This window comes from Arthrobacter sp. D3-16 (genome assembly GCF_054408515.1).
On record NZ_CP096437.1, the window covers coordinates 892,984 to 912,879 of the forward strand.

Here is a 19,896-nt window from a genome sequence, read left to right on the forward strand (position 1 = left end):
CTTTCCCTTGACGCCCGCAGTACCGCGGGTAAATAACAATTCGGTGTAGCAATAGGGGTGTTCGCGGTCGGGCCGTGATGCTACCTTGGTGAAGTCCGCCTGTGATGAAGCTTGCAGGCGTAACACCAGTTGTACCGAGGTACCTATGAGCTACGTGCTCGCCATTGATGTCGGCACAAGTTTTACTGCTGCCGCTATTTCCCGTTTTGACCACGGATCTTCCCCTGCCCCGGAATCCCTGCCATTGGGCCTCCGTGGAACATCTGTGCCCTCCGTTGTCTACTATCCGGAGGACGGTCCCATCCTGGTGGGGGAGGCAGCAGAACGCCGCGGCCTCGATTCACCCGCCCGGGTGGTGCGCGAGTTCAAGCGCCGGGTAGGCGACGCCGTCCCGATTTCCGTGGGAGGGCTTTCCCTGCCCCCGGAGGACGTATTCGCCACCATGGCGCGCTGGGTGGCCGACCGGGCCGAGGAGCGTGAAGGCGCGCCGCCATCGGAGGTTGTCCTCACCCACCCTGCTGCCTGGGGCAGCCACCGTACCTCGGTGATTCTGGCGGCAATGGAGGCCAGGGGCCTGAAGAACGTCACGCTCATTACCGAACCCGAAGCCGCGGCGGTGTACTACGCCTCGCAGGTGCGGGTAGAGGACGGCAGCACTATCGCGGTGTACGACCTTGGCGGCGGTACCTTTGACACCGCTGTCCTGAGGAAGGCAGCCAGCAATCGGTTCGAACTGGTGGGGCGCCCGGAGGGCATCGAAAACCTGGGTGGCGCGGACTTTGACGCGGAAGTGCTTCGCTACGTCGCCGAGCACACGGGGGACGCACTGTCGAAACTGGACACCGCCGACGCCGGAGTGCTTGGGGCGCTGGCCAGGCTGCGGCGGGAATGCGTGGAGGCCAAGGAGGCCCTCTCCTCCGACAGTGAGGCGAGCATTTCGGTGCTCCTCCCCGGCCTCCAGCAGCAGGTTCGCCTGGTCCGTTCGGAGTTTGAGGCACTGATCGAAGGTCCTGTCCGCGATACCGTGGATGCACTGGAACAGTCACTGGCTGAGATGGAACTTGAGCCCGCAGACCTGTCGGCCGTGCTGCTGATCGGTGGCTCATCGCGGATTCCCCTCGTGGCGCAGCTGATTTCGGAACAGCTGGACCGGCCCATCGCCGTCGACGCCGATCCCAAGTCATCCATCTGCATGGGCGCCGCGGTCTCAGCTGTTTTGGCACGTGCGGAAGTTCCCGACGCCAAGGAGTCCGCGGCAGCGGCAGGGGAAGCCCCGGTAGGAGCGGACGCCACCGCCGTCGGGCTCCTTGCCGGCGCTGCAGGGCACGTGCCCAACCGCCGGGCCAGCTGGTCGCGCAAGGGCGCGACGGCGGCCAGTGCTGTTTCGGGGGCGGGCTCCGGCCACGGCCACGGGGGTGCGCACGCTCCGAAGCCCACCGTCCGGCTGACCGCTATCGCAGCCGCTGCGGCGTTGTTCACCGTTCTCGGTGCCACCGCTGCCCAAAGCCCGGGAGGCTTGAGCAGCCTTACCTCAATACTTACACCAGGTGCGGAGGCCGCTCCTGAGGCGGGCGCGGCCGCCGACGGTTCCGGAGGCCCGGGGGGCGGAAGCGGGCCGGGCGCGGGCGCTGCCGCAGCAGGCGGGGCGCCGGTGGCAGGCATCGAAGCCGGCGTGAACAAGCCTGCAAGCGGGGCGGGGCTCAACGTCGAGGCCTCGCCCACCAGCCAGCCGTCGTCGAACGCTGCTGCGGGTAAGAGCGCAGCCGGGGGAACAGCAGCTGGCTCTGGCAGCACACCTGCGGGGAGCGCCGGATCCACAGGCGCTGCAGCCGGTGGCGGTGCAGCTCCCGGGACCCAGGCTCCCGCCGGACCGCCGGCTGGAGGGACTGACCCCATCCCTGGCACACCCGGAACCGCGGACCCTGGTACGCCGGTGGTGACTCCGGATCCGGTGACGCCCGTTCCGGACCCGGTGACCCCGCCTCCTGCTGACCCGGTGACGCCTGTTCCGGACCCCGTGACGCCGCCTCCTGCTGACCCGGTAACGCCTGTTCCGGACCCGGTGACGCCGCCTCCTGCTGACCCTGTGACGCCGGCTCCTGTTGACCCGGCGCCGACACCTGTTGTTACGCAATCCGTGCAACCACCACCTCCAGCGGAGACAGATCCTGCACCGATCACGCCCGCCGAGCCGGTGGCCTAGGATGCCTGGCCATCACACCCACGACGAAGTGCATGCTTTTCGACAGTCGGACCTGAACCACCAAGGCCCGGCCCCCCACGCTGCCGAGCAGATGGCCCGGCAGCTCAAGGGTGAGAATGCCGCAGTCCGTGAGCTTCTGCTGGCACTGTCGGTCGGCTTTGTGCTGCCAGGGCCGTTGCCTGCGGACCTGCAGCGGAAGATTGACGGCGGCGAGGTGGAGAGCGTTGATGCCCTGGTGAAGCGGGCAGAATCAGCAGGCCTGCTGTCGCCGGACGGAAGCGTGGTTGGGCCGGCCCAGCATGCTTTGCTGACCGTGGCCCCCACCGCGAGGGTGCACGCGCTCCAACGCGAGCTTGTGACGCTGTACGTTGCAGACCGCCAGCCGTTGGGGGACTTTGCCCGCGCATTGGCTCGTGGTGGCTTGGCGGATTCCCGCGTCGCGTCAGAGCTGGAGCATGCCGGTGATAAAGCCCTTGACCATGACCCCGGACTGGCCGTCCAACTTTACGATGAAGCACTCCTGGCAGGAGCGGACGAGATGGCAACCGCCGCACGCCGCGCGCAGGCCGCCGCGGCCGACGGAGACCTCGACGCTGCCACCCGGATCATCGACACACTACTGGTCTGTTCCGATCCCCCTGACCTGCGCCGCGGGGTGGACGTGGCGTCAGCAGTTTGGTCGCAGCGGGGAATGCTCGCACGCAGCGCGGACGCGTACAGCTGGCTGGGCGCCTCCCGGGTAGGGCCGTCAGCGCCCCTGGCCGCCGTCGCCATGATCGGCTGCGGCAACCGCTCCGGCGCCGAGGCCCTGTTCCACGCGGATACCCCGCCGGCATCTCCAACCCTCATGGCCGCCGCGCTGGCGCAAACCGGCAAGGGCATTCTGAAGTCGCTGGCACAGGATCCCAAGCAGGCACTCCCTTTGCTGATCCATGCCTCGGACATGCTGAACGCTACCGGTACCGCGCTTCCCCTTCCGGACACCCCTGCCGCCCTTGCTGCGCTGATGGCCCTGCACAGCGGGGAGCCGCATGTGGCTGAAACCGTATGCCGGTCTGCAGTTGCTGCAGGCCAAGGTGGAAATTCCGCGCAGCCACGGCTCTTCCTGCTGCAGGCCTGGTCAGCCATGCAGCAGGACAAACTCGAGGACGCCAGGCTGGCGATCAACGAGGCATCGAAGGCGAACCACTGGCCCTTGGTACCGAGGGATGAGTTCCTGCGCGCGGCACTGGAAGTGGGGCTGGCCCGCCGGAACGGCGAGATAGCCGAACTGGTGATGGCCTGGGAGCGGGCGCGCGAAGCTATGCTGCACACCTCCGTTGACCTTTACAGCCTTCTGCCGTGGGGCGAGCTGATGATTACCGCCGCGCGGTTGCGGGAGACCCGCCGCGTGTCGCATTACCTTGACGAGGCAAAGCAGTTGCTGGGGCGCCTTGGTGACCCGCCACTGTGGGCAGTGCCCTTCCACTGGGCTGCCGTGCAGGCAGCACTGCTCGGTGAGAGCCCCGCGGAGCTGGCACCCCACGCCGCCGCACTGGCACGGGCCGCCCAGCACAGCCACCTCGCTGTTGTGCTTGCGGCTGCGGGCAAGGCCTGGGTTTCGGTACTGGCCCGCAGGTTCCATCCGGCCGACGTCGAGACGGCAGCGCGGGGCCTCGGCAGGGTAGGAATGCCGTGGGAAGGCGCCAGGCTCGCCGGCCATGCCGCGGCACGGGCGGAGGAGCGCAAGGACATGGTTCGCCTGCTGTCCTGCGCGCGGGACCTGCACCCGCAGGGAAGCTCGGCAGGAAACGGAACCTCGGGAGCGCCGGAGGCCCAGAACGCTTCCGCCGCCGAACCGGCCAGCGGCATGCAGCCGGACGGTTCCGGGCTGAGTGAGCGGGAAAAGGAAGTGGCCCGTCTGGTGCTGGAGGGCAAAACGTATCGGGAGATCGGAGAGGCAATTTACATCTCTCCCCGGACTGCCGAACACCATATTGCCCGCATGCGCCGCCGGCTCGGGGCGGAAAACCGGTCGGATCTGCTGGCAAGGCTGCGCTTGGCCCTGGGCAACGAAAACCCCCAACAGGATTAAACCCCTAATACCCCTAACCGAAGAGCCGCCGGTTCCCCAGCGGGGGAGCCGCCGGTAGGGGGAAACGGCCCGATGCCCGGTCCCGGAGGGGAACCGTACGTTTGATTCAAGCCCGGCAACGAAGTCGGGCGAAGGGCAACTCAAAGAAATTAGGGGACATTCCAATGACACTCGCTAACGATCTCGTCCAGTTCCTGATGCACCTCTTCGGAGACCGCCAGGCCGCACAGGACTTCCTGGATAATCCGGAGAAGGTTCTGGAAGACCACGGCCTGGGCAAGGTTTGCTCGGCTGACGTTGACGCCACGATGCCGGTGGTTCTGGACTACGCACCCGTCACCATCAACGCCTCCCGCTTCGACCGTGAGTACAACACCGGCGGAAACCGCGCTTCCACCGATGACAACGGTGGCGGCGGCAGCACCGGCGGCGGGAACCACGGCGGTGGCCACCATGGTGGCGGAAACCACGGCGGCGGAAACAATGGTGGCGGCGACGATCACGCCCACGCCGTCCAGCAGCTCCACCACGTAGTGAACAACTACTCCTACACCACCACTGTGGATGACCGGGACACCATCACCGACCAGTCCGTGAACCAGAACATCTGGGCCGACGGCGACGTTACCCAGTACTTCGACAACGACGCCGTGGTTGCGTCCGGTGACCGGGCCATCGCTGCCGGCGACGACGCCGACGTTGAGGACTCCAACAACATCGAGGATTCCTACAACACGGACAACTCCTCGGATAACTCCACGGACAACTCCATCAATGCCGGCGAAGACGTCAACATCGGCAACACCGACATCGATGCCAACGACTCCTTCAACACCGAGCTGGAGGTCGAAGTTGAGGATTCGTTCAACGACAACTCGGACAACCGCGAGGACCACTCCACCAACATCGACGTCCGGGACTCCGGTAACGACAGCTCCATCAACGATTCGTTCAACGAGGACAGCTCGACGAACGTCGATGTCGATGCCCACCTTGAGAATGTCGGCAACACAGACAACTCCCTCAACGATTCGTTCAACGACAACTCGGATCGCTCCACCGATGTTGATGTGGATGTGAAGGATTCCTTCCAGGACAACTCGGAGGAAACGAACACCACCATCTCGGACAACACAGTCGTTGCGGACAACACTCTCGAGTACACGAACGTCTCGGACAACGTTGTTGTTGCTGACAATGAGCTCACCTACACGGAGGACAACTCCTTCAACACCGATGTGAACATCGAGGATAACGAGGTTGCAGTCGCTGGCGACGATGCTTTCGCCGGCTAGCAGTCCCGGGGTACAGTAAGCGCCCGGCAGGAGGCATCCACCTCCTGTCGGGCTCTTCCCGGTTTATCCCTGGTTCCCGATCAAGACCCGAGAAAAGGACACGCTGTGGCAGAAGCAGGACAGGCGAAAGCGGCGACGCCGATGACGGCGGCGCAACTTGTACGACTGGTTGAACAGGGGCTCCAACTGGTGGGCACGGGAGACCGCGCCGATCTCCGCAAACGCCTGGACCAGACCCTGCGGCGCCTAAAGGATCCCAGCGTTCGCGTGATCGTCGTCGGCGAATTCAAGCAAGGCAAAAGCAAGCTCATCAACGCACTCGTGAACGCTCCGGTATGTCCTGTGGATGACGACATTGCCACGTCTGTCCCTACCGTGGTCCGCTATGGGGACACCGCCTCAGCAGCCATCCTTGTTCCCACAGCAGACGCGGACGCCGGCGACGAAGCCGGCGTTGAGCGCCAGCCCGTCCCCATAGCCGACCTGCCAGGCTATGTTTCCGAGCGGGGCAACCCCGGGAACAGCAAAAAGCTGGTGGCCGGTGAGGTGTACCTCCCTCGAAAAGTACTCACGGGCGGCCTCACCATCATTGACTCTCCCGGCGTGGGGGGACTGAACTCATCCCACACGTTGACCACCCTTACCGCACTCCCCACCGCAGACGCCATGTTGCTGGTTTCCGATGCGTCCCAGGAGTACACCGAACCGGAGCTGCGCTTCCTTCGCCAGGCCATGCGGATCACCCCCAGTGTTGTGGGTGTCTTGTCCAAGACGGACCTCTACCCGGACTGGCGGCGCGTTGAGGAGATCGACCGCGGCCACCTTGCCCAGGTGGCACAGGACATTCCGCTGTTCCCTGTCTCCTCCGACCTTCGGCTGGAAGCGGCACGCCTGCAGGACGGCGAGCTGAACGCAGAGTCCGGCTTCCCGGGTCTGGTCACCCACATCCGGAACGAAATCGTGGGCAAGGCTGAGCGCCTGCAGCGGCGCTCGGTGAAGCAGGACCTGCTTTCAGTGTGCGAGAACCTCCGGCTGTCATTGCAGTCCGAGCTTGAAGCACTCGAGAACCCCGAACGAACACCGCAGATGATTGCCGGCCTCGAGGCGGCCCGGGCCGAAGCCGACGACCTCCGTAAACGCTCCGCCCGGTGGCAGATCACGCTCAATGACGGCATCAGCGACCTCATCGCAGATATGGAGTACGACCTGCGGGACCGGCTGCGGCGAATCCAGCGCGAAGCCGAAACTGCCATCGACCAGGGCGATCCGGGGCCAGCCTGGGCTGAATTCTCCACGTGGCTCGAAGAATGCGCGGCTGCCGCCATCTCGGACACGTTTGTCTGGACCAACGAGCGTGCGCAGTGGCTGGCCGCCCAGGTTGCCGATCACTTCGCCGCGGAGGAAGTGACGTTGCCCGTCCTTCATGTCTCGGACACGGGAGACGCGCTGGACCCGGTGGACGACATGCCCACCCTCGACGACGGGCGCATCAATTCAGCCCAGAAGGTGCTGATCGGCATGCGCGGCTCCTACGGCGGCGTGCTGATGTTTGGCCTCCTGACCGGCATCTTCGGCATGGCACTGATCAACCCCCTCTCGGTGGGCGCGGGCCTGTTGCTGGGACGCAAGGCCTACCGGGAGGACAAGGAGGCGCGGCTCAAGCGCCGGCAAAGCGAAGCCAAGGCCCTGGTCCGGCGGCAGTTGGACGACGTCACCTTCCAGGTGGGCAAGCAGTTGAAGGACCGGCTGCGGCTGGTGCAGCGATCCACCCGCGACCACTTTACCGAGATCGCGGACGAGCACCACCGCTCGCTGTCCGATTCCGTGGCCGCGGCCCAAAAAGCCGCCACCACCTACGCGCTGAAGAAAGACGTCCGCGTCCGCGAGATCAAGGCCGAGCTCCAAAAGGTGGATGCCCTGTCCCGGGCCGCGGAAGCAGTTTCCGCCGAGGTGACTCCGCGGGAAGGGAAGCATCGCCAGCCTGCCGGCGCCACAACTGCCGGCACAAACAGTGCAGGCTCCACCAGTGCGGGCTCCGCCCATGGGGAAGCCAACAGTGCGGACCCGAACAGTTCCGGAGCACCATCCGGCGCAGCCCGGATGGCCGCGCCATCGGCTGTGGCGGCGGTGGGATGACAGCGTCGACTATCACGGGAGCGGCGGGCCTGGTCCAGGAGGCTTTGGAGGCATACCGCGATGATCCTGCGGCCGTAGCGGCGCTGGAGCGTTATGCCAAGAGGCTGGCCGAACCCCTCCGGATTGCTGTTGCCGGAATGGTGAAGGCGGGAAAGTCCACCTTGTTGAACGCTATCCTCGGTGAGGAAATTGCGCCTACGGACACGGGGGAGTGCACCCGCATCGTCACCTGGTACCGCTACGGCCACACACCCCGGATCACGCTCTACCCGGTGGAAGGCGAACCCCGCATCCTGCCGGTCAAACGCGTGGAGGGCCGCCTGGTTTTCGTTCTGGGCAACGTGCAGGCCCACGAGGTGGACCGGCTGGACGTGGAGTGGCCCTCGCCGGGGCTGCGCGAGATGACGCTGATCGATACCCCGGGCATAGCCTCGCTCTCCCAGGACGTCTCCGCCCGGTCCACGAGCTTCCTGACTCCCGAAGACACACCGTCCGAGGCCGACGCCATCATTTACCTGATGCGCCATATGCACGCTTCGGACCTGCGTTTCCTCGAATCCTTCAAGGACACTGAAGCCGGGAGGTCCGGCACCGTCAACGCCCTGGCAGTGCTCTCCCGCGCTGACGAAGTGGGCGCGGGCCGGATAGATTCCCTCCTCTCTGCCGGGGAGATCGCCGAAAGATACCGGCAGGACCCCAGCCTGCGGAAGCTGGCGTTGGGTGTGGTCCCGGTGGCCGGGCTCCTGGCGCAGAGCGCCCGCAGCATGCGCCAGACTGACTTCGAGGCATTGCAGGTCCTGGCCGGCATGGAACGGGCAGAGCGGGAAAAGATGCTGCTCTCAGCCGACAGGTTCCTGCGGGCTGCAGGCCCGGAAGGGCTGACGACGGCGGCCCGTGCGTCCCTGCTGGAGAGGTTCGGGCTGTTTGGCATCCGCCTGGCGGTGGTGCTCATCCGTTCCGGATTTGCCGAGCCCACGCCCTTGGCGCACGAGCTTGCCCGGCGCAGCGGACTGGATCCGCTGCTGGAGATGCTGGGGCGGCAGTTCCAGGCCCGTGCAGAGGCTTTGAAGGCCAGGACAGCCTTGGTGGGGGTGGAAACCCTGCTCCGCACATCACCGCGGGAAGGGACGGGGCATCTGGCGGCCGCCCTGGAACGGCTGCAGGTCAACGCCCACGAGTTCCGTGAATTGCGGCTGCTGGCTACCCTTCGGACCACGGGCGTATCGCTGAGTCCTGAACTGGCGAATGAAGCCGAAGGCCTCATCGGGGGCTGGGGCGCCGCGTTCCACGTGCGCCTGGGGCTGCCAGCTGATGCCGGTCCCGAGCAGCTGGCCGCCGAGGCCCGGCGCTTCCTGGAACGCTGGCGGGCAGTGGCGGAGAATCCGCTGACCGACCGGTCTGCCCTTGACGCCTGCAGGGTAGTTATCCGCAGCTGCGAAGGTGTTGTTGCGGAGTGCGCCCAGCTGGCCCACCAGCCAGCCTGACGCATTGGCAGGCCCACCAGGACTGACTGACTGCGGTCAGTCCCGGCCCGACTTCAGCCAAGCATTGGCCGACGGCATAAAGAACAGCACCAGCCCGATCAAGGCCAGCAGCAGCTGGAGTCCCCAGAGCAGGACCACATAGCTGCCGGCATCACCCTCGGGCACCAGGAAGGCAGCGGCCACCAGCAGCACAACGACATGTCCGGCCAGGAGCGGGAGCAGCGCCCAGCGTGCCCAGCCCTGCCTGCCCATCACCACGCCGAGCATCGCGGCCTCCAGCAGCATGACCAGGAGGACGCCCCCCATGCTGCCCCAAAAAACAATGCCGGTGGCCGTGGTAACGGCTTCTGCGTCGCCGCCCGGGGCCATCTGCTCCACCACGGTGCGGAGCCGTTCGAGGTGTGAATCGCGGGTGAGGAAGGACCCCACCAGGACGGCAAGTCCGGCCACAAAGCTGAGAAGCCAAAGGGTCCGCGCATTCCGGACACTGCGCGGGGCTTCCGGGACGACGGCGATGGGGGCCGGAGCTGAATAGGACAATCCAGGCCTTGGTGGAGGCGCTGGCGGGCCTGAGGATGAAGGCGGGGCTGCGGCCCCCTGGGACGTGGTCCGCAGCCGGTTTTCTCCGTCAGGTTCCTGAGCCATACGCCCCTACTTCAGTCCGTCGGTATCGTGTTCGTCGGTTTCGTGCTTGTCCTTGCCGCTGCCCTTGCCGTCGTCCTTCGCCTTGGCATCCAGTTCCTCGTTGAGCTTCTTAAGGCGCTCAGTTTCTGCCTGTTTCCGGCGGAGGGCTTCGAGGTTGCGGAGGAAATCCGGATCGTCGTCGGGGGCGGTGGGATGGCGCTGGCTCTGCTGTTGCGGGGAAGAGCTGCGGGGCCGCCCGATCAGGAGCCAGAGAATGGCGCCGACCACTGGCAGGACGATCATGACCACGATCCACGCCGGCTTGGAAATTCCTCGGGTGAGGCGTCCATCGGTGCGGATCACATCCACGAGGCCATACACAAAGATGACGAGGACTGCGACGGCCAAAGCCACACGGAGGAGCATGCCATTAAGTCTATCGTCAGGAGGCGCAAGGGCCTCGGGCGGGAGGCGGCTAAACTTGAATAGTGGCCTTTTTGAAATATTCCCTCATCCGCCTGGCTCTCTTCGCGCCCCTGTTCGTGGTTTTTATGCTCCTGCAGCTGGGTGTGTTGATGTCCGTGATCTGCGCAGCGCTGATCGCTTTTGCCGTGAGCTACCTGTTTTTCCAGAAGCAGCGGGACGAGGCCGCCGCGGCCATCCACCAGCGCTTCTCGGGCAAGGCCAAGCCGATCCGTTCAGCCAATGAGGTCCAGGACGCACACGCGGAGGACGCCCTCCTGGACGCCAACCCGGACATCGCCATCAGCAATGACGCCAAGGACCCCAAGCGCCCCTAGCGCAACAGCTCCCGGCACCTTGCGGCTCAGCCGGAGGCTAGAAGCCGTGGCTCAGCACCAATCCCAGTGAGAAGAGCAGGCTGTAGCCGAGGTTGATCAGGCCGGTCTGCTTTAGGACCGGGATCAGGCTCTTGCGCTTGCGGCCGTTAATCATCAGCCACGCGGGCATGAGGCAGGCCGGAATCAGCAGCAGGACGATCAGCATCCACGGCCGGCCCGGGGCCAGGACCACCACCAGCATGATGGCCACGGCGAGCATCAGCACGTAGCTCTCCCGGGCGTGTTTGTCGCCGAGCCGCACCGCCAGGGTCTTCTTGCCGGCCTGCATGTCGGTGGGGATGTCCCGGACGTTGTTGGCCATGAGCAGTGCGGTCGCGATCAACCCCGTGCCGATCGCGCCGATAATGGCCGGCAGGTTGATCTGCCCGGCCTGCGTGTAGGTGGTGCCCAGCGTGGCGACCAGCCCGAAGAACACAAACACAAAAACGTCGCCCAAGCCCATGTAGCCGTACGGGTTCTTGCCGCCCGTGTAGCCCCACGCCGCCATCACGCAGCCAAGTCCCACCAGGATGAGCCACCAGCTCTGGGTGATCACCACCAGGATCAGCCCGAAAACCATGGCGGCAGCAAACGCACCAAAGGCGGCCCGCTTCACGTGTTCGGGGCTGGCGGCGCCCGAGCCCACCAGGCGGAGCGGGCCCACGCGGTCGTCGTCCGTGCCGCGGATGCCGTCGGAATAGTCGTTGGCGAAGTTCACGCCCACCTGGAGCAGGAGGGCCACCAGCGCCGCGAGGATGGCATTGAAGAGCAGGAACGAATCCATTTCATAGGCGGCGGCGGAGCCGATCAGTACCGGCGCAATCGCGGCCGGCAGTGTTCGGAGTCGGGCGCCTTGGATCCATTGTGCGGCTGTGGCCACGGTCAGTACCTCGCGTTGTTTGGGGAAGGCGGCAGGATGGGGGCCCGCCGGGTGGTGCAGGTCTACTTTACTTTCCCTGGTGCAGGGCGTTGAGTTCGGCGGCCATGGCCAGGCGGTCGGGCTTGCCGTTGGGCAGCATCAGCAGGGAGGATGCCGCCAGGACAGTTTTCGGCGCAAGGATGCCCAGCGTCCGGTGCCACTCCTGTTCAAGGACGACGGCGTGGTCCCTGCCCGGCGCGGAAGCCGTAGGCTCCGCGGTCCCTCCAGCCGGGGTGGCCAATGCCACGTACGCTGCCACGGCCTGGCCCCATTCCGCGGACGGGACACCGGCCACGAAAGCCGCGGCGACGGCGTCGGACTTTTCCAGCTCCTCTTGCACGTGCGCGGCGGAAACTTTAATCCCGCCGGTGATAATCACGTCGTCGGCGCGGCCCAGGACGGTGAGCCGGCCGTCGTCGTCAATGCTGCCGAGGTCGCTGGTGCGGTACCAGCGCACCCCGTCCTCCTCGAAGAAGGTGCTGCCGGCTTCATCCGGTGCTTCCAGGTAGCCTGCGGCGATGGTATCGCCGCCCAGCAGGATGCGGCCGTCCTCCTCCACGCGGACCGATACCCCTTCGAGCGGAAAGCCGTCGTAGACGCAGCCGCCGCAGGACTCGGCGGAACCGTAGGTGGTGATGACCCGCACGCCGGCATCCCTGGCAGCCGCCAGCAGCGCGGCGGGGGCGGGCGCGCCGCCCAGCAGGACGGCGTTGAAGCGGCGGAGGACCGCGAGGGTCTCCGGGGACGGCGCGTCAAGCAGCCGCTGCAGCTGGGTGGGAACCAGCGACGTGAACCGGATCTTATCGGTTAGTTCCTGCGCGGCGGCCGTAAAGGCTTCGGGCGTAAAGCCGCCGGACATGTCCATCACCCAGGGGCGGGTGCCGGCGAACAGCGAACGCACCAGGACCTGAATTCCCGCCACGTACTGGACGGGCAGCGCCAGGAGCCACTGGCCCTCGCCCTTGAGGGCCAGCGCGGTGGCCATCGAGGACGCGGCCAGGGATTCCACGGTCAGGACCGTGGCCTTGGGCGCGCCGGTGGAACCGGAGGTGCGCACTACGGCGACGGCGTCGTCGCAGCCGGGCGTTTCCAGGTGCCCCACCACCAGGGCGCCGTCTTCGCCCAGGGAAAGTTCGACGGCGGGGCCCTCGCCGTGAAGGGCGGCCGCCAGCGCCTTCAGTGCCGGGTCGATGTCCAGGATGCCGCTTCCGGGCGCGGTTGTTTCGGCGGCGGATCTGTTGCTGAGGGTTTCGTGGTCTTGGGGTTCGGTATTCATGGAGCGACCTGCCTTAGAAGTAGTGCGGGAAGCTGGACCAGTCAGGGTCGCGTTTTTCCAGGAACGCTTCCTTGCCCTCCACCGCTTCGTCCGTCATGTACGCCAGCCGGGTGGCTTCGCCGGCAAACACCTGCTGGCCTGCCAGGCCGTCGTCGGCGAGGTTGAAGGCGAACTTGAGCATCCGGATGGCCTGGGGCGACTGCCGGGCGATATCGGCTGCGTATTCCAGGGCAACCTCTTCGAGCCGGTCGTGGTCCACGGCCTCGTTGACCGCGCCCATCCGAACCATGTCCTCAGCGGAATATTCGCGGGCGAGGAAGAAGATCTCCCGGGCGGACTTCTGCCCGATCTGGCGCGCCAGCAGGGCCGAACCGTACCCTGCGTCGAAGCTTCCCACCGTTGCGTCCGTCTGCTTGAACTTGCCGAACTGGCGGGAGGCGATGGTGAGGTCGGCGACCACGTGCAGGGAGTGCCCGCCACCGGCCGCCCACCCGTTAACGACGGCGATGACCACCTTGGGCATGGTGCGCATCAGCCGCTGGACTTCCAGGATGTGCAGCCGCCCGGCGCGTGCGGGATCGATGCTCTCCGGGGTCTCGCCGTTTGCGTAGCGGTAGCCGTCCCGGCCGCGGATCCGCTGGTCGCCGCCGGAGCAGAACGAGTGGCCGCCGTCCTTGGGGGAGGGGCCGTTTCCGGTGAGCAGCACGGTGGCTACATCCGGGGACATCCGGGCGTGGTCCATCGCCCGGTACAGTTCGTCGACGGTGCCGGGCCGGAACGCATTGCGGACCGCGGGGCGGTTGAAAGCGATCCGCACCGTGGGCAGATCGCGCACCCATCCGCCGTCGGAATCCCGCTCCACCTGCCGGTGGTAGGTCATGTCCTGGAAGTCGTCGAAGCCGGACACAACACGCCAGCGGGTGGGATCGAAGACGTCGGACACCGAGGCGGGGATTTGGTTGCTCACCGTCCAAGTCTAGTAATCGGGGTCAGCTGATGCAGAACTCGTTGCCCTCAGGGTCCGCCATGGTGTGCCATGAATGCGGCCCCTGGCTGGCGCTCCAAAGGAAAGTGGCGCCCCGGGCTTCGAGTTCCCGGCGCACCTCGTCCTTGTCCCGCCCTGCCAGGTCAAGGTCCCAGTGCACGCGGTTTTTGACGGTCTTGCCTTCAGGGGCCGTCTGGAACAGGAGCCGCCTGGCCGGTGCTTTTGCTTCCAGTTCCTCCGGCGGGCGGATCGCACAACCTTCCCGCCACACCAGCTTGCCGTTGTGCACCGTTGTCTGGTCCTCGCTGGCGAACCCCTGCTCGATCATGGAGCGGATGAAGCCCTCGTCCTGCGGTTCCACCGCCCATTGGAGCGACTCGGCCCACCAGTCAGCCAGGTAGTGCGGATCCCTGCAGTCAATGACAATCTGGATGTTCAGTCCCATCCCACCAAGGTACGTTGGCAGGTGCTCCTGCGGTAGGTGCTGCCAGTTGCACACTGCAACCTCAGCCAACGGTCCTCCCAGGCGGGGCCGGGGATGACCGGTCAGGCCGGAACCTGCTGGAGCTGTTCGTAGAATTCCGGCGGAATGGCGTAGATGAACACCACCGCCAGCAGGTTCTTCGCGGCATGGACAAAGTAGGAGAACATGAGGTTCCTGCCGGTCCAGACGTAGACGAACACCAGCGTTGCCCCCATAGCCAGATAGGGGAGCAGGACTGTGAGAGTGAGGGCTTCGCGGCCCACCACGTGCAGGGCGGCGAACAGGACCACCGACAACACGCAGCACACCCAGATGTTCACCCGCCGGCTCAGCTTGCCGATCAGCAGGTGGCGGAAGATGAATTCCTCCACGAACGGGCCCACCACCACCAGCAGCGGGACCATCAGCCACGCCGGAACCTGCTGCATCAAAGCCTGAAGTCCTGCCTGGTTCTCCGAGGTCTCCACACTGCCGCTGGCGGCCACCACGATCGCGGACAGGATCATCATCGCGATCACGGCGGCCGGGACCATCAGCAGGGTGAACCACGGGCGGGTGGCCAGGACCCGGAGATCGCGGCCCACCACCCGGCGCGCGGCGACCACAGCGAGTATGCCCACCACGGCATAGAAGAGCAGGTTCATTGCGTAGGAGGCAGCGGCAGGGGTGGGGGCAACCAGGCGCAGGACAGGTGCGAACAGTGGCCCGGCCAGGGCGAAGAAGCCTGCAAGGCCCACGTACAGGATGACTGCGATGAAATCCAGGGGCGAAAACCGGTAGAGCTGTGGCTGCGGTGCGGGTGGTATTCGGTGTGCGGTGGCCATGGTTTCAGCCTAGCTTCCGCCGGCTTCGCCCGTAGCGTTGCTGAGGTAAACGTGCTTCGCCTAGAATGTTCGGTATGCCTAAATTTCCATTTCGGTGCGCCAAAGACGCCGCCCGAACAAGCGCCCCGCGGCGGGTAACCTCCCTCGCCGCCGCGGCAGCCGCCGTCGTACTTTCCCTGCTGCTGGCCGCCTGCGGAGGCGGTGGTGCCGCCGAAAACGGCAGCGGCAGCAAGCCTGTGGTACTGACCACCTTCACGGTGCTGGCCGACGTTGCCCGGAACGTGGCGGGGGACAAGCTCACGGTTGAATCCATCACCAAAGCGGGCGCCGAAATCCATGGCTATGAACCCACCCCGGGAGACATCCGGAAGGCCTCCAAAGCGGACCTCATCCTTGACAACGGCCTGAACCTGGAAGCCTGGTTCGGGCAGTTCGTCGAAGGCCTGGACGTCCCGCACGTCGTGGTGAGTGATGGCGTCCAGGTGATGTCCATCAGCGAAGACTCCTACGAGGGCAAGCCCAACCCGCACGCGTGGATGTCACCGGTGAACGTGCAGATCTACGTGGACAACATGGTGAAGGCATTCAGCGGGCTGGACCCGGACAACGCCGGGGCCTTCAAAGCCAACGGGGACGCCTACAAAGCTGAGCTCCAGGCTGTGCAGGACCAGATGAAGTCCAGCCTGGCCGGTGTCCCGGAAACGCAGCGTGCCCTGGTCACGTGCGAAGGCGCCTTCTCCTACCTTGCGCGCGACGCCGGACTGACCGAGGTGTATATCTGGGCTGTCAACGCCGAACAGCAGGCAACGCCGCAACAGATCACCCGGGCCATTGAGTACGTCAAGGCCAACAAGGTGCCCGCCGTCTTCTGCGAGTCCACCGTTTCCGACGCCCCCATGCAGCAGGTGGTGGGGGCCACCGGAGCTACATTCGGCGGCACCCTCTACGTCGACTCGCTGTCCGGGGCGGACGGGCCGGTGCCCACGTACCTGGACCTCATCCGGCACGACGCCGAAGTCATCACCAAAGCGCTCGCCGGGGCAAGGGCCGGAGCAGGCTCATGACCTCCCCAGCAATCCTCGTGGAGAACGTCACCGTCCATTACGGCGAGGTCCGTGCACTGGATGCAGCAACGCTGACCCTTGAGCCCGCCCGCATTTGCGGCCTGGTGGGGATGAACGGCTCCGGCAAGTCCACGCTGTTCAAGGTGATCATGGGAATGATCAGGCCCGACGCCGGCACGGTACGGATCAACGGCCAGTCACCTTCGAGGGCGCGAAAGGAGGGTGGGATCGGCTATGTGCCGCAGAGCGAGGATGTGGACTGGCAGTTTCCGCTGTCCGTGCGGGACGTGGTGATGATGGGCCGCTATGGCCATCAAGGTTTTACCCGCCGTGCCTCCAAAGCGGACCGCGCCGCCGTCGATGAAGCGCTGGACCGGGTGGAACTGGGTCCGTATGCCGGGCGCCAGATTGGCCAGCTTTCCGGCGGACAGAAGAAACGCGCTTTTGTGGCCCGCGGCATCGCGCAGGGCGCCACCACCATGCTCCTGGACGAACCTTTTGCCGGGGTGGACAAACGGTCTGAGGCAACCATCACCCGGCTCCTGCGGGAGCTCGCCTCGGACGGCTGCACCATCCTGGTGTCCACGCACGATCTGCATGCCCTGCCGCAGCTGTGCGACGAGGCCGTCTTGCTGATGCACAAAGTACTGATGCATGGCCCGCCGGACGTGGTGCTGCAGCCCGAAAACCTGGCGATGGCGTTCGGGCTGGACGTGCTGGCGCGGGACCTGCCGGACAGTAAGGCGGGCACTCAGGCACTGGACGGCAAGCGGGTGAACCACTGATGGAGATACTCCTCGAACCGCTGGGCTACGACTTTATGGTCCGTGCGCTGGTCACTACCGCCCTGGCCGCGGTTGTCTGTGCGGTGCTGAGCTGCTGGCTGGTACTCATCGGCTGGTCCCTGATGGGCGATGCCGTGTCCCACGCCGTGCTGCCCGGAGTGGTGCTGGCGTACATCGTGGGCGCCCCGTTTGCGCTGGGCGCGCTGGTGTTCGCCCTCATTGCCGTGACGTTGATTGGGGTGGTCCGCCACACGAGCCGCGTCAAGGAGGACGCCGCGATCGGCATCGTGTTTTCCTCGCTGTTCGCCCTGGGCCTGGTGCTGATCTCGGTGACGCCCAGCCAGACAGACTTGAACCACATCATCTTCGGCAACCTGCTCGGCGTCAGCGTTCCGGACCTGATCCAGGTCCTGGTGCTGGGGGTGGTGGCGTTTGTCATCCTCATCCTCAAACGGCGGGACCTCACCCTCTACGCCTTCGACCCCACGCATGCCCACGCCATCGGACTCTCACCCCAACGCCTTGGCGCGCTGCTGCTGGGCCTGCTGGCCTTGACGTCCGTTGTGGCGCTTCAGACTGTGGGCGTGGTCCTGGTGGTGGCCATGCTGATCATCCCCGGAGCCACGGCCTACCTGCTGACTGACCGCTTCTCTCGGATGCTGGTGATTGCCCCTGTGATCTCCGCTGCGTGCTCCCTCACCGGCATCTACCTCAGCTACTACCTGGACACGGCCTCCGGGGCCATGGTGGTCCTCACGCAGGGAGTGGTGTTCGCCATCGTCTACCTGTTCAGCCCCAGGCAGGGGCTGATCGGCACCCGGCTGGCGAAGGCCCGCCGGAGGAAAGCCGCCGCCCTTACCACTGCTTGACGCGGCGGCCAGGGGCAGGCAGGCTGGAGCGATGAAGTCCTAACCCGGCAGCCCGGCATCGCCGGACTGTTCCCCAAAATCCAAGGCCGCCGTCGAGCACCGGATGAACCCGGTCCAGCTCCGGCGCCCACACATCGGAACTTTTGCGAGGACTTCCCTTGACTGAACACATCAACCTTTCGGACGTCTCCCACGGCTACGGCGACCGGCTGCTGCTCGACGGCGTCAACCTGGTGATCGCTGCCGGCGAGCACGCAGCGGTGGTCGGCGAGAACGGTGCCGGCAAATCCACCCTGCTGCGGATCCTGGCCGGGCTGGAACAGCCCCAGGAAGGGACTGCCACCGTGCACGGCCGGGTGGGCTACCTGGCCCAGGCCCACGGGCTGCCCGAGTCCTTGACGGTGGGAGGGGCCATCGACGAGTCCCTCGCATCGCTCCGGGCCCTTGAAGCGGAGCTGGACCGGCTTGAGGCCGGGCTGGCCGGCGCGGACGAGAGCGACCTGGAAGCCTACGGCAGGCTGCAGACGGAGTACCAGCTGCGCGAAGGATACGCCGCGGAATCCCGGGTGGAGGCAGCACTGGACCGGTTGGGCCTGGGCGGCCTTGACCGCGACCGTGCCCTGGGATCGCTTTCCGGCGGGGAACAGGAACGCGTGGCGCTGGCCTGTGTCCTGGCCGACCCCGCGGACATCCTGCTCCTCGACGAACCAACCAACCACTTGGACGCCCGCGGTACAGCGTGGCTGGAGGACCGGCTGGCGGCCCACCGGGGCACGGTGGTGGTGGTTTCCCATGACCGCATGCTGCTGCGCAAGGTGGCAGCCAACGTCATCGAAGTGGATGCCGAGCGCCGTGCCGTCACCCGCTACGGCAATGGCTACGACGGCTACCTTCGCGAAAAGGCCGCCGAACGCCAGCGCTGGGTCCAGCAGTACCACGGATGGCTGCACGCCATGGAGGCCGAAAGGCGGCAGGCGGAGACGGTTGCCGGGACCATGGGGTACGGCCGCAAGCGTGACGGCGACAAGATGGGCTTCGATTTCAAGGCCGGCACGTGGCAGAAAGCCGCCAGCAGCCAGGTCCGCAACGCGCAGGAGCGGCTGCGGCGGCTGGAGGCCAGCCCGGTGGAGCAGCCGCCGGTGCCCCTGCGGCTGGCCGCCCCGGAGTCTTTACAGGCTGCGCCATCCGGAGCCGGCGAAGATGGAGGCGCCCTGCTGGCCGTCCAGGGGGTCAGCGTCCCCGGCCGGCTTCGGGCCACCGACTTCCAGGCCGGCCTCGGCCAGAAGGTCCTTATCACCGGGCCGAACGGTGCCGGCAAGTCCACGTTGCTCTCCGTGCTGGCGGGAACCCTGGTGCCCGGCGAGGGAAGGGTGACCCGGCCGGAACGTGTGGGCTACCTGCAGCAGGAACTGGAGTTGCCGCAGCGGCCTTCACTCCGGCTGCTGCCGGCGTTTACGGCAGGGCTGGGCGGGAACGTCGATGAGCATGCCGAAGCCCTCCTGCGGCTGGGCCTGTTCCGCACCAGCGAGTTCCATGTTCCCGTTGGCAGCTTGTCCGCCGGACAGCAGCGGCGGCTCGCGCTCGCCCGCCTGCTTCTGGGCGGCTACAGCACGCTGATTGTGGACGAGCCCACCAACCACCTGGCGCCGGTACTGGTGGAACAGCTTGAGGCCGCACTTGCAACTTTCACCGGCACCCTGGTGATGGTCAGCCATGACCGGGCCCTCCGGGAGTGGTTTGCCAGGTGCCAGCGTGCTGCCGCGAACGGCGGGAAAACCGGCGGGAACCCAAGCGGGAACGCCGTCACCGGGCGCTGGATGCGCTACTCCATGGACAAGGGCGTACTGGCGCCGGCCTGACGCTGCTGTGGCGCCATAGCCGCTGCCGGCCAGGCGTCCGGGCCTGCTGACGGCCCGTGTAGCGCGCGTCACGTAGCACCCCTATGCGTCTTGTAAGATAGACGAGCCGCGCGAAGCTTCGGCGCCACGAGAGATTCCGATCACATTCGGTTGCCCAACAGGGCATAACACCGAAT

17 protein-coding genes are annotated in these 19,896 nt (G+C 66.1%); 10 read left to right on the forward strand and 7 right to left on the reverse strand.

The window, feature by feature from the left end:
• The first annotated feature begins 145 nt into the window (after positions 1-145).
• From M1D32_RS04315 to M1D32_RS04335, 5 genes are all read left to right on the forward strand, one after another.
• Entirely contained in the window at positions 146-2,203 is a 2,058-nt protein-coding gene (locus tag M1D32_RS04315) for an Hsp70 family protein (protein ID WP_458781107.1), read from the forward strand.
• A 1-nt stretch (position 2,204) separates the two neighbouring features.
• Entirely contained in the window at positions 2,205-4,277 is a 2,073-nt protein-coding gene (locus M1D32_RS04320) for a LuxR C-terminal-related transcriptional regulator (RefSeq protein WP_458781108.1), read from the forward strand.
• 164 nt (positions 4,278-4,441) lie between these two features.
• Positions 4,442-5,572 (forward strand): IniB N-terminal domain-containing protein, encoded by a 1,131-nt coding sequence (locus M1D32_RS04325; RefSeq protein WP_458781109.1) that lies wholly within the window; start codon positions 4,442-4,444, stop codon positions 5,570-5,572.
• A gap of 141 nt (positions 5,573-5,713) precedes the next feature.
• Positions 5,714-7,708: a dynamin family protein gene (locus tag M1D32_RS04330; RefSeq protein ID WP_458782101.1), complete on the forward strand. Its 1,995-nt coding sequence runs from the start codon at positions 5,714-5,716 to the stop codon at positions 7,706-7,708.
• The gene (locus M1D32_RS04335) at positions 7,705-9,192 is read left to right on the forward strand and encodes a dynamin family protein (protein WP_458781110.1); all 1,488 of its coding nucleotides are present in this window, start codon (positions 7,705-7,707) and stop codon (positions 9,190-9,192) included. Before M1D32_RS04330 ends, M1D32_RS04335 begins: the two co-directional genes overlap by 4 nt.
• A gap of 36 nt (positions 9,193-9,228) precedes the next feature.
• Here the strand turns inward: M1D32_RS04335 and M1D32_RS04340 are convergent, their stop codons facing one another.
• A complete protein-coding gene (locus M1D32_RS04340; RefSeq protein WP_458781111.1) occupies positions 9,229-9,732 on the reverse strand; it encodes a hypothetical protein in 504 nt (167 codons plus the stop codon).
• A gap of 111 nt (positions 9,733-9,843) precedes the next feature.
• Positions 9,844-10,242, reverse strand: coding sequence for a PLD nuclease N-terminal domain-containing protein (locus tag M1D32_RS04345; protein WP_458781112.1), 399 nt, complete (start codon positions 10,240-10,242; stop codon positions 9,844-9,846).
• Positions 10,243-10,304: 62 nt separating this feature from the next.
• On the opposite strand from M1D32_RS04345, the gene M1D32_RS04350 reads away from it, so the two are divergent.
• Complete coding sequence (locus M1D32_RS04350; RefSeq protein WP_458781113.1) at positions 10,305-10,616, forward strand: DUF4229 domain-containing protein; 312 nt, start codon at positions 10,305-10,307, stop codon at positions 10,614-10,616.
• Between the two features lie 37 nt (positions 10,617-10,653).
• Here M1D32_RS04350 and M1D32_RS04355 read toward each other — a convergent pair whose 3' ends face one another.
• From M1D32_RS04355 to M1D32_RS04375, 5 genes are all read right to left on the reverse strand, one after another.
• Positions 10,654-11,535, reverse strand: a complete 882-nt coding sequence (locus tag M1D32_RS04355) for a 1,4-dihydroxy-2-naphthoate polyprenyltransferase (protein WP_458781114.1) — start codon at positions 11,533-11,535, stop codon at positions 10,654-10,656.
• Positions 11,536-11,602: 67 nt separating this feature from the next.
• Entirely contained in the window at positions 11,603-12,772 is a 1,170-nt protein-coding gene (locus M1D32_RS04360) for an AMP-binding protein (protein WP_458782102.1), read from the reverse strand.
• A 91-nt stretch (positions 12,773-12,863) separates the two neighbouring features.
• Complete coding sequence (locus M1D32_RS04365) at positions 12,864-13,817, reverse strand: 1,4-dihydroxy-2-naphthoyl-CoA synthase (RefSeq protein WP_458781115.1); 954 nt, start codon at positions 13,815-13,817, stop codon at positions 12,864-12,866.
• A 22-nt stretch (positions 13,818-13,839) separates the two neighbouring features.
• Positions 13,840-14,280 carry a VOC family protein gene (locus M1D32_RS04370; RefSeq protein ID WP_458781116.1) on the reverse strand — a complete coding sequence of 147 codons (441 nt, stop codon included), beginning with the start codon at positions 14,278-14,280 and terminating at the stop codon, positions 13,840-13,842.
• A 101-nt stretch (positions 14,281-14,381) separates the two neighbouring features.
• The gene (locus M1D32_RS04375) at positions 14,382-15,143 is read right to left on the reverse strand and encodes a lysostaphin resistance A-like protein (RefSeq protein ID WP_458781117.1); all 762 of its coding nucleotides are present in this window, start codon (positions 15,141-15,143) and stop codon (positions 14,382-14,384) included.
• Between the two features lie 74 nt (positions 15,144-15,217).
• On the opposite strand from M1D32_RS04375, the gene M1D32_RS04380 reads away from it, so the two are divergent.
• From M1D32_RS04380 to M1D32_RS04395, 4 genes are all read left to right on the forward strand, one after another.
• The gene (locus M1D32_RS04380; RefSeq protein WP_458781118.1) at positions 15,218-16,207 is read left to right on the forward strand and encodes a metal ABC transporter substrate-binding protein; all 990 of its coding nucleotides are present in this window, start codon (positions 15,218-15,220) and stop codon (positions 16,205-16,207) included.
• Positions 16,204-16,992 (forward strand): metal ABC transporter ATP-binding protein, encoded by a 789-nt coding sequence (locus M1D32_RS04385; RefSeq protein WP_458781119.1) that lies wholly within the window; start codon positions 16,204-16,206, stop codon positions 16,990-16,992. The genes M1D32_RS04380 and M1D32_RS04385 overlap by 4 nt, the downstream gene beginning before the upstream one ends.
• On the forward strand, positions 16,992-17,861 hold the full coding sequence (locus M1D32_RS04390; RefSeq protein WP_458781120.1) for a metal ABC transporter permease: 870 nt from the start codon (positions 16,992-16,994) through the stop codon (positions 17,859-17,861). The genes M1D32_RS04385 and M1D32_RS04390 overlap by 1 nt, the downstream gene beginning before the upstream one ends.
• 158 nt (positions 17,862-18,019) lie before the next feature.
• The gene (locus M1D32_RS04395; protein ID WP_458781121.1) at positions 18,020-19,720 is read left to right on the forward strand and encodes an ABC-F family ATP-binding cassette domain-containing protein; all 1,701 of its coding nucleotides are present in this window, start codon (positions 18,020-18,022) and stop codon (positions 19,718-19,720) included.
• The last annotated feature ends 176 nt before the right edge of the window (positions 19,721-19,896 follow it).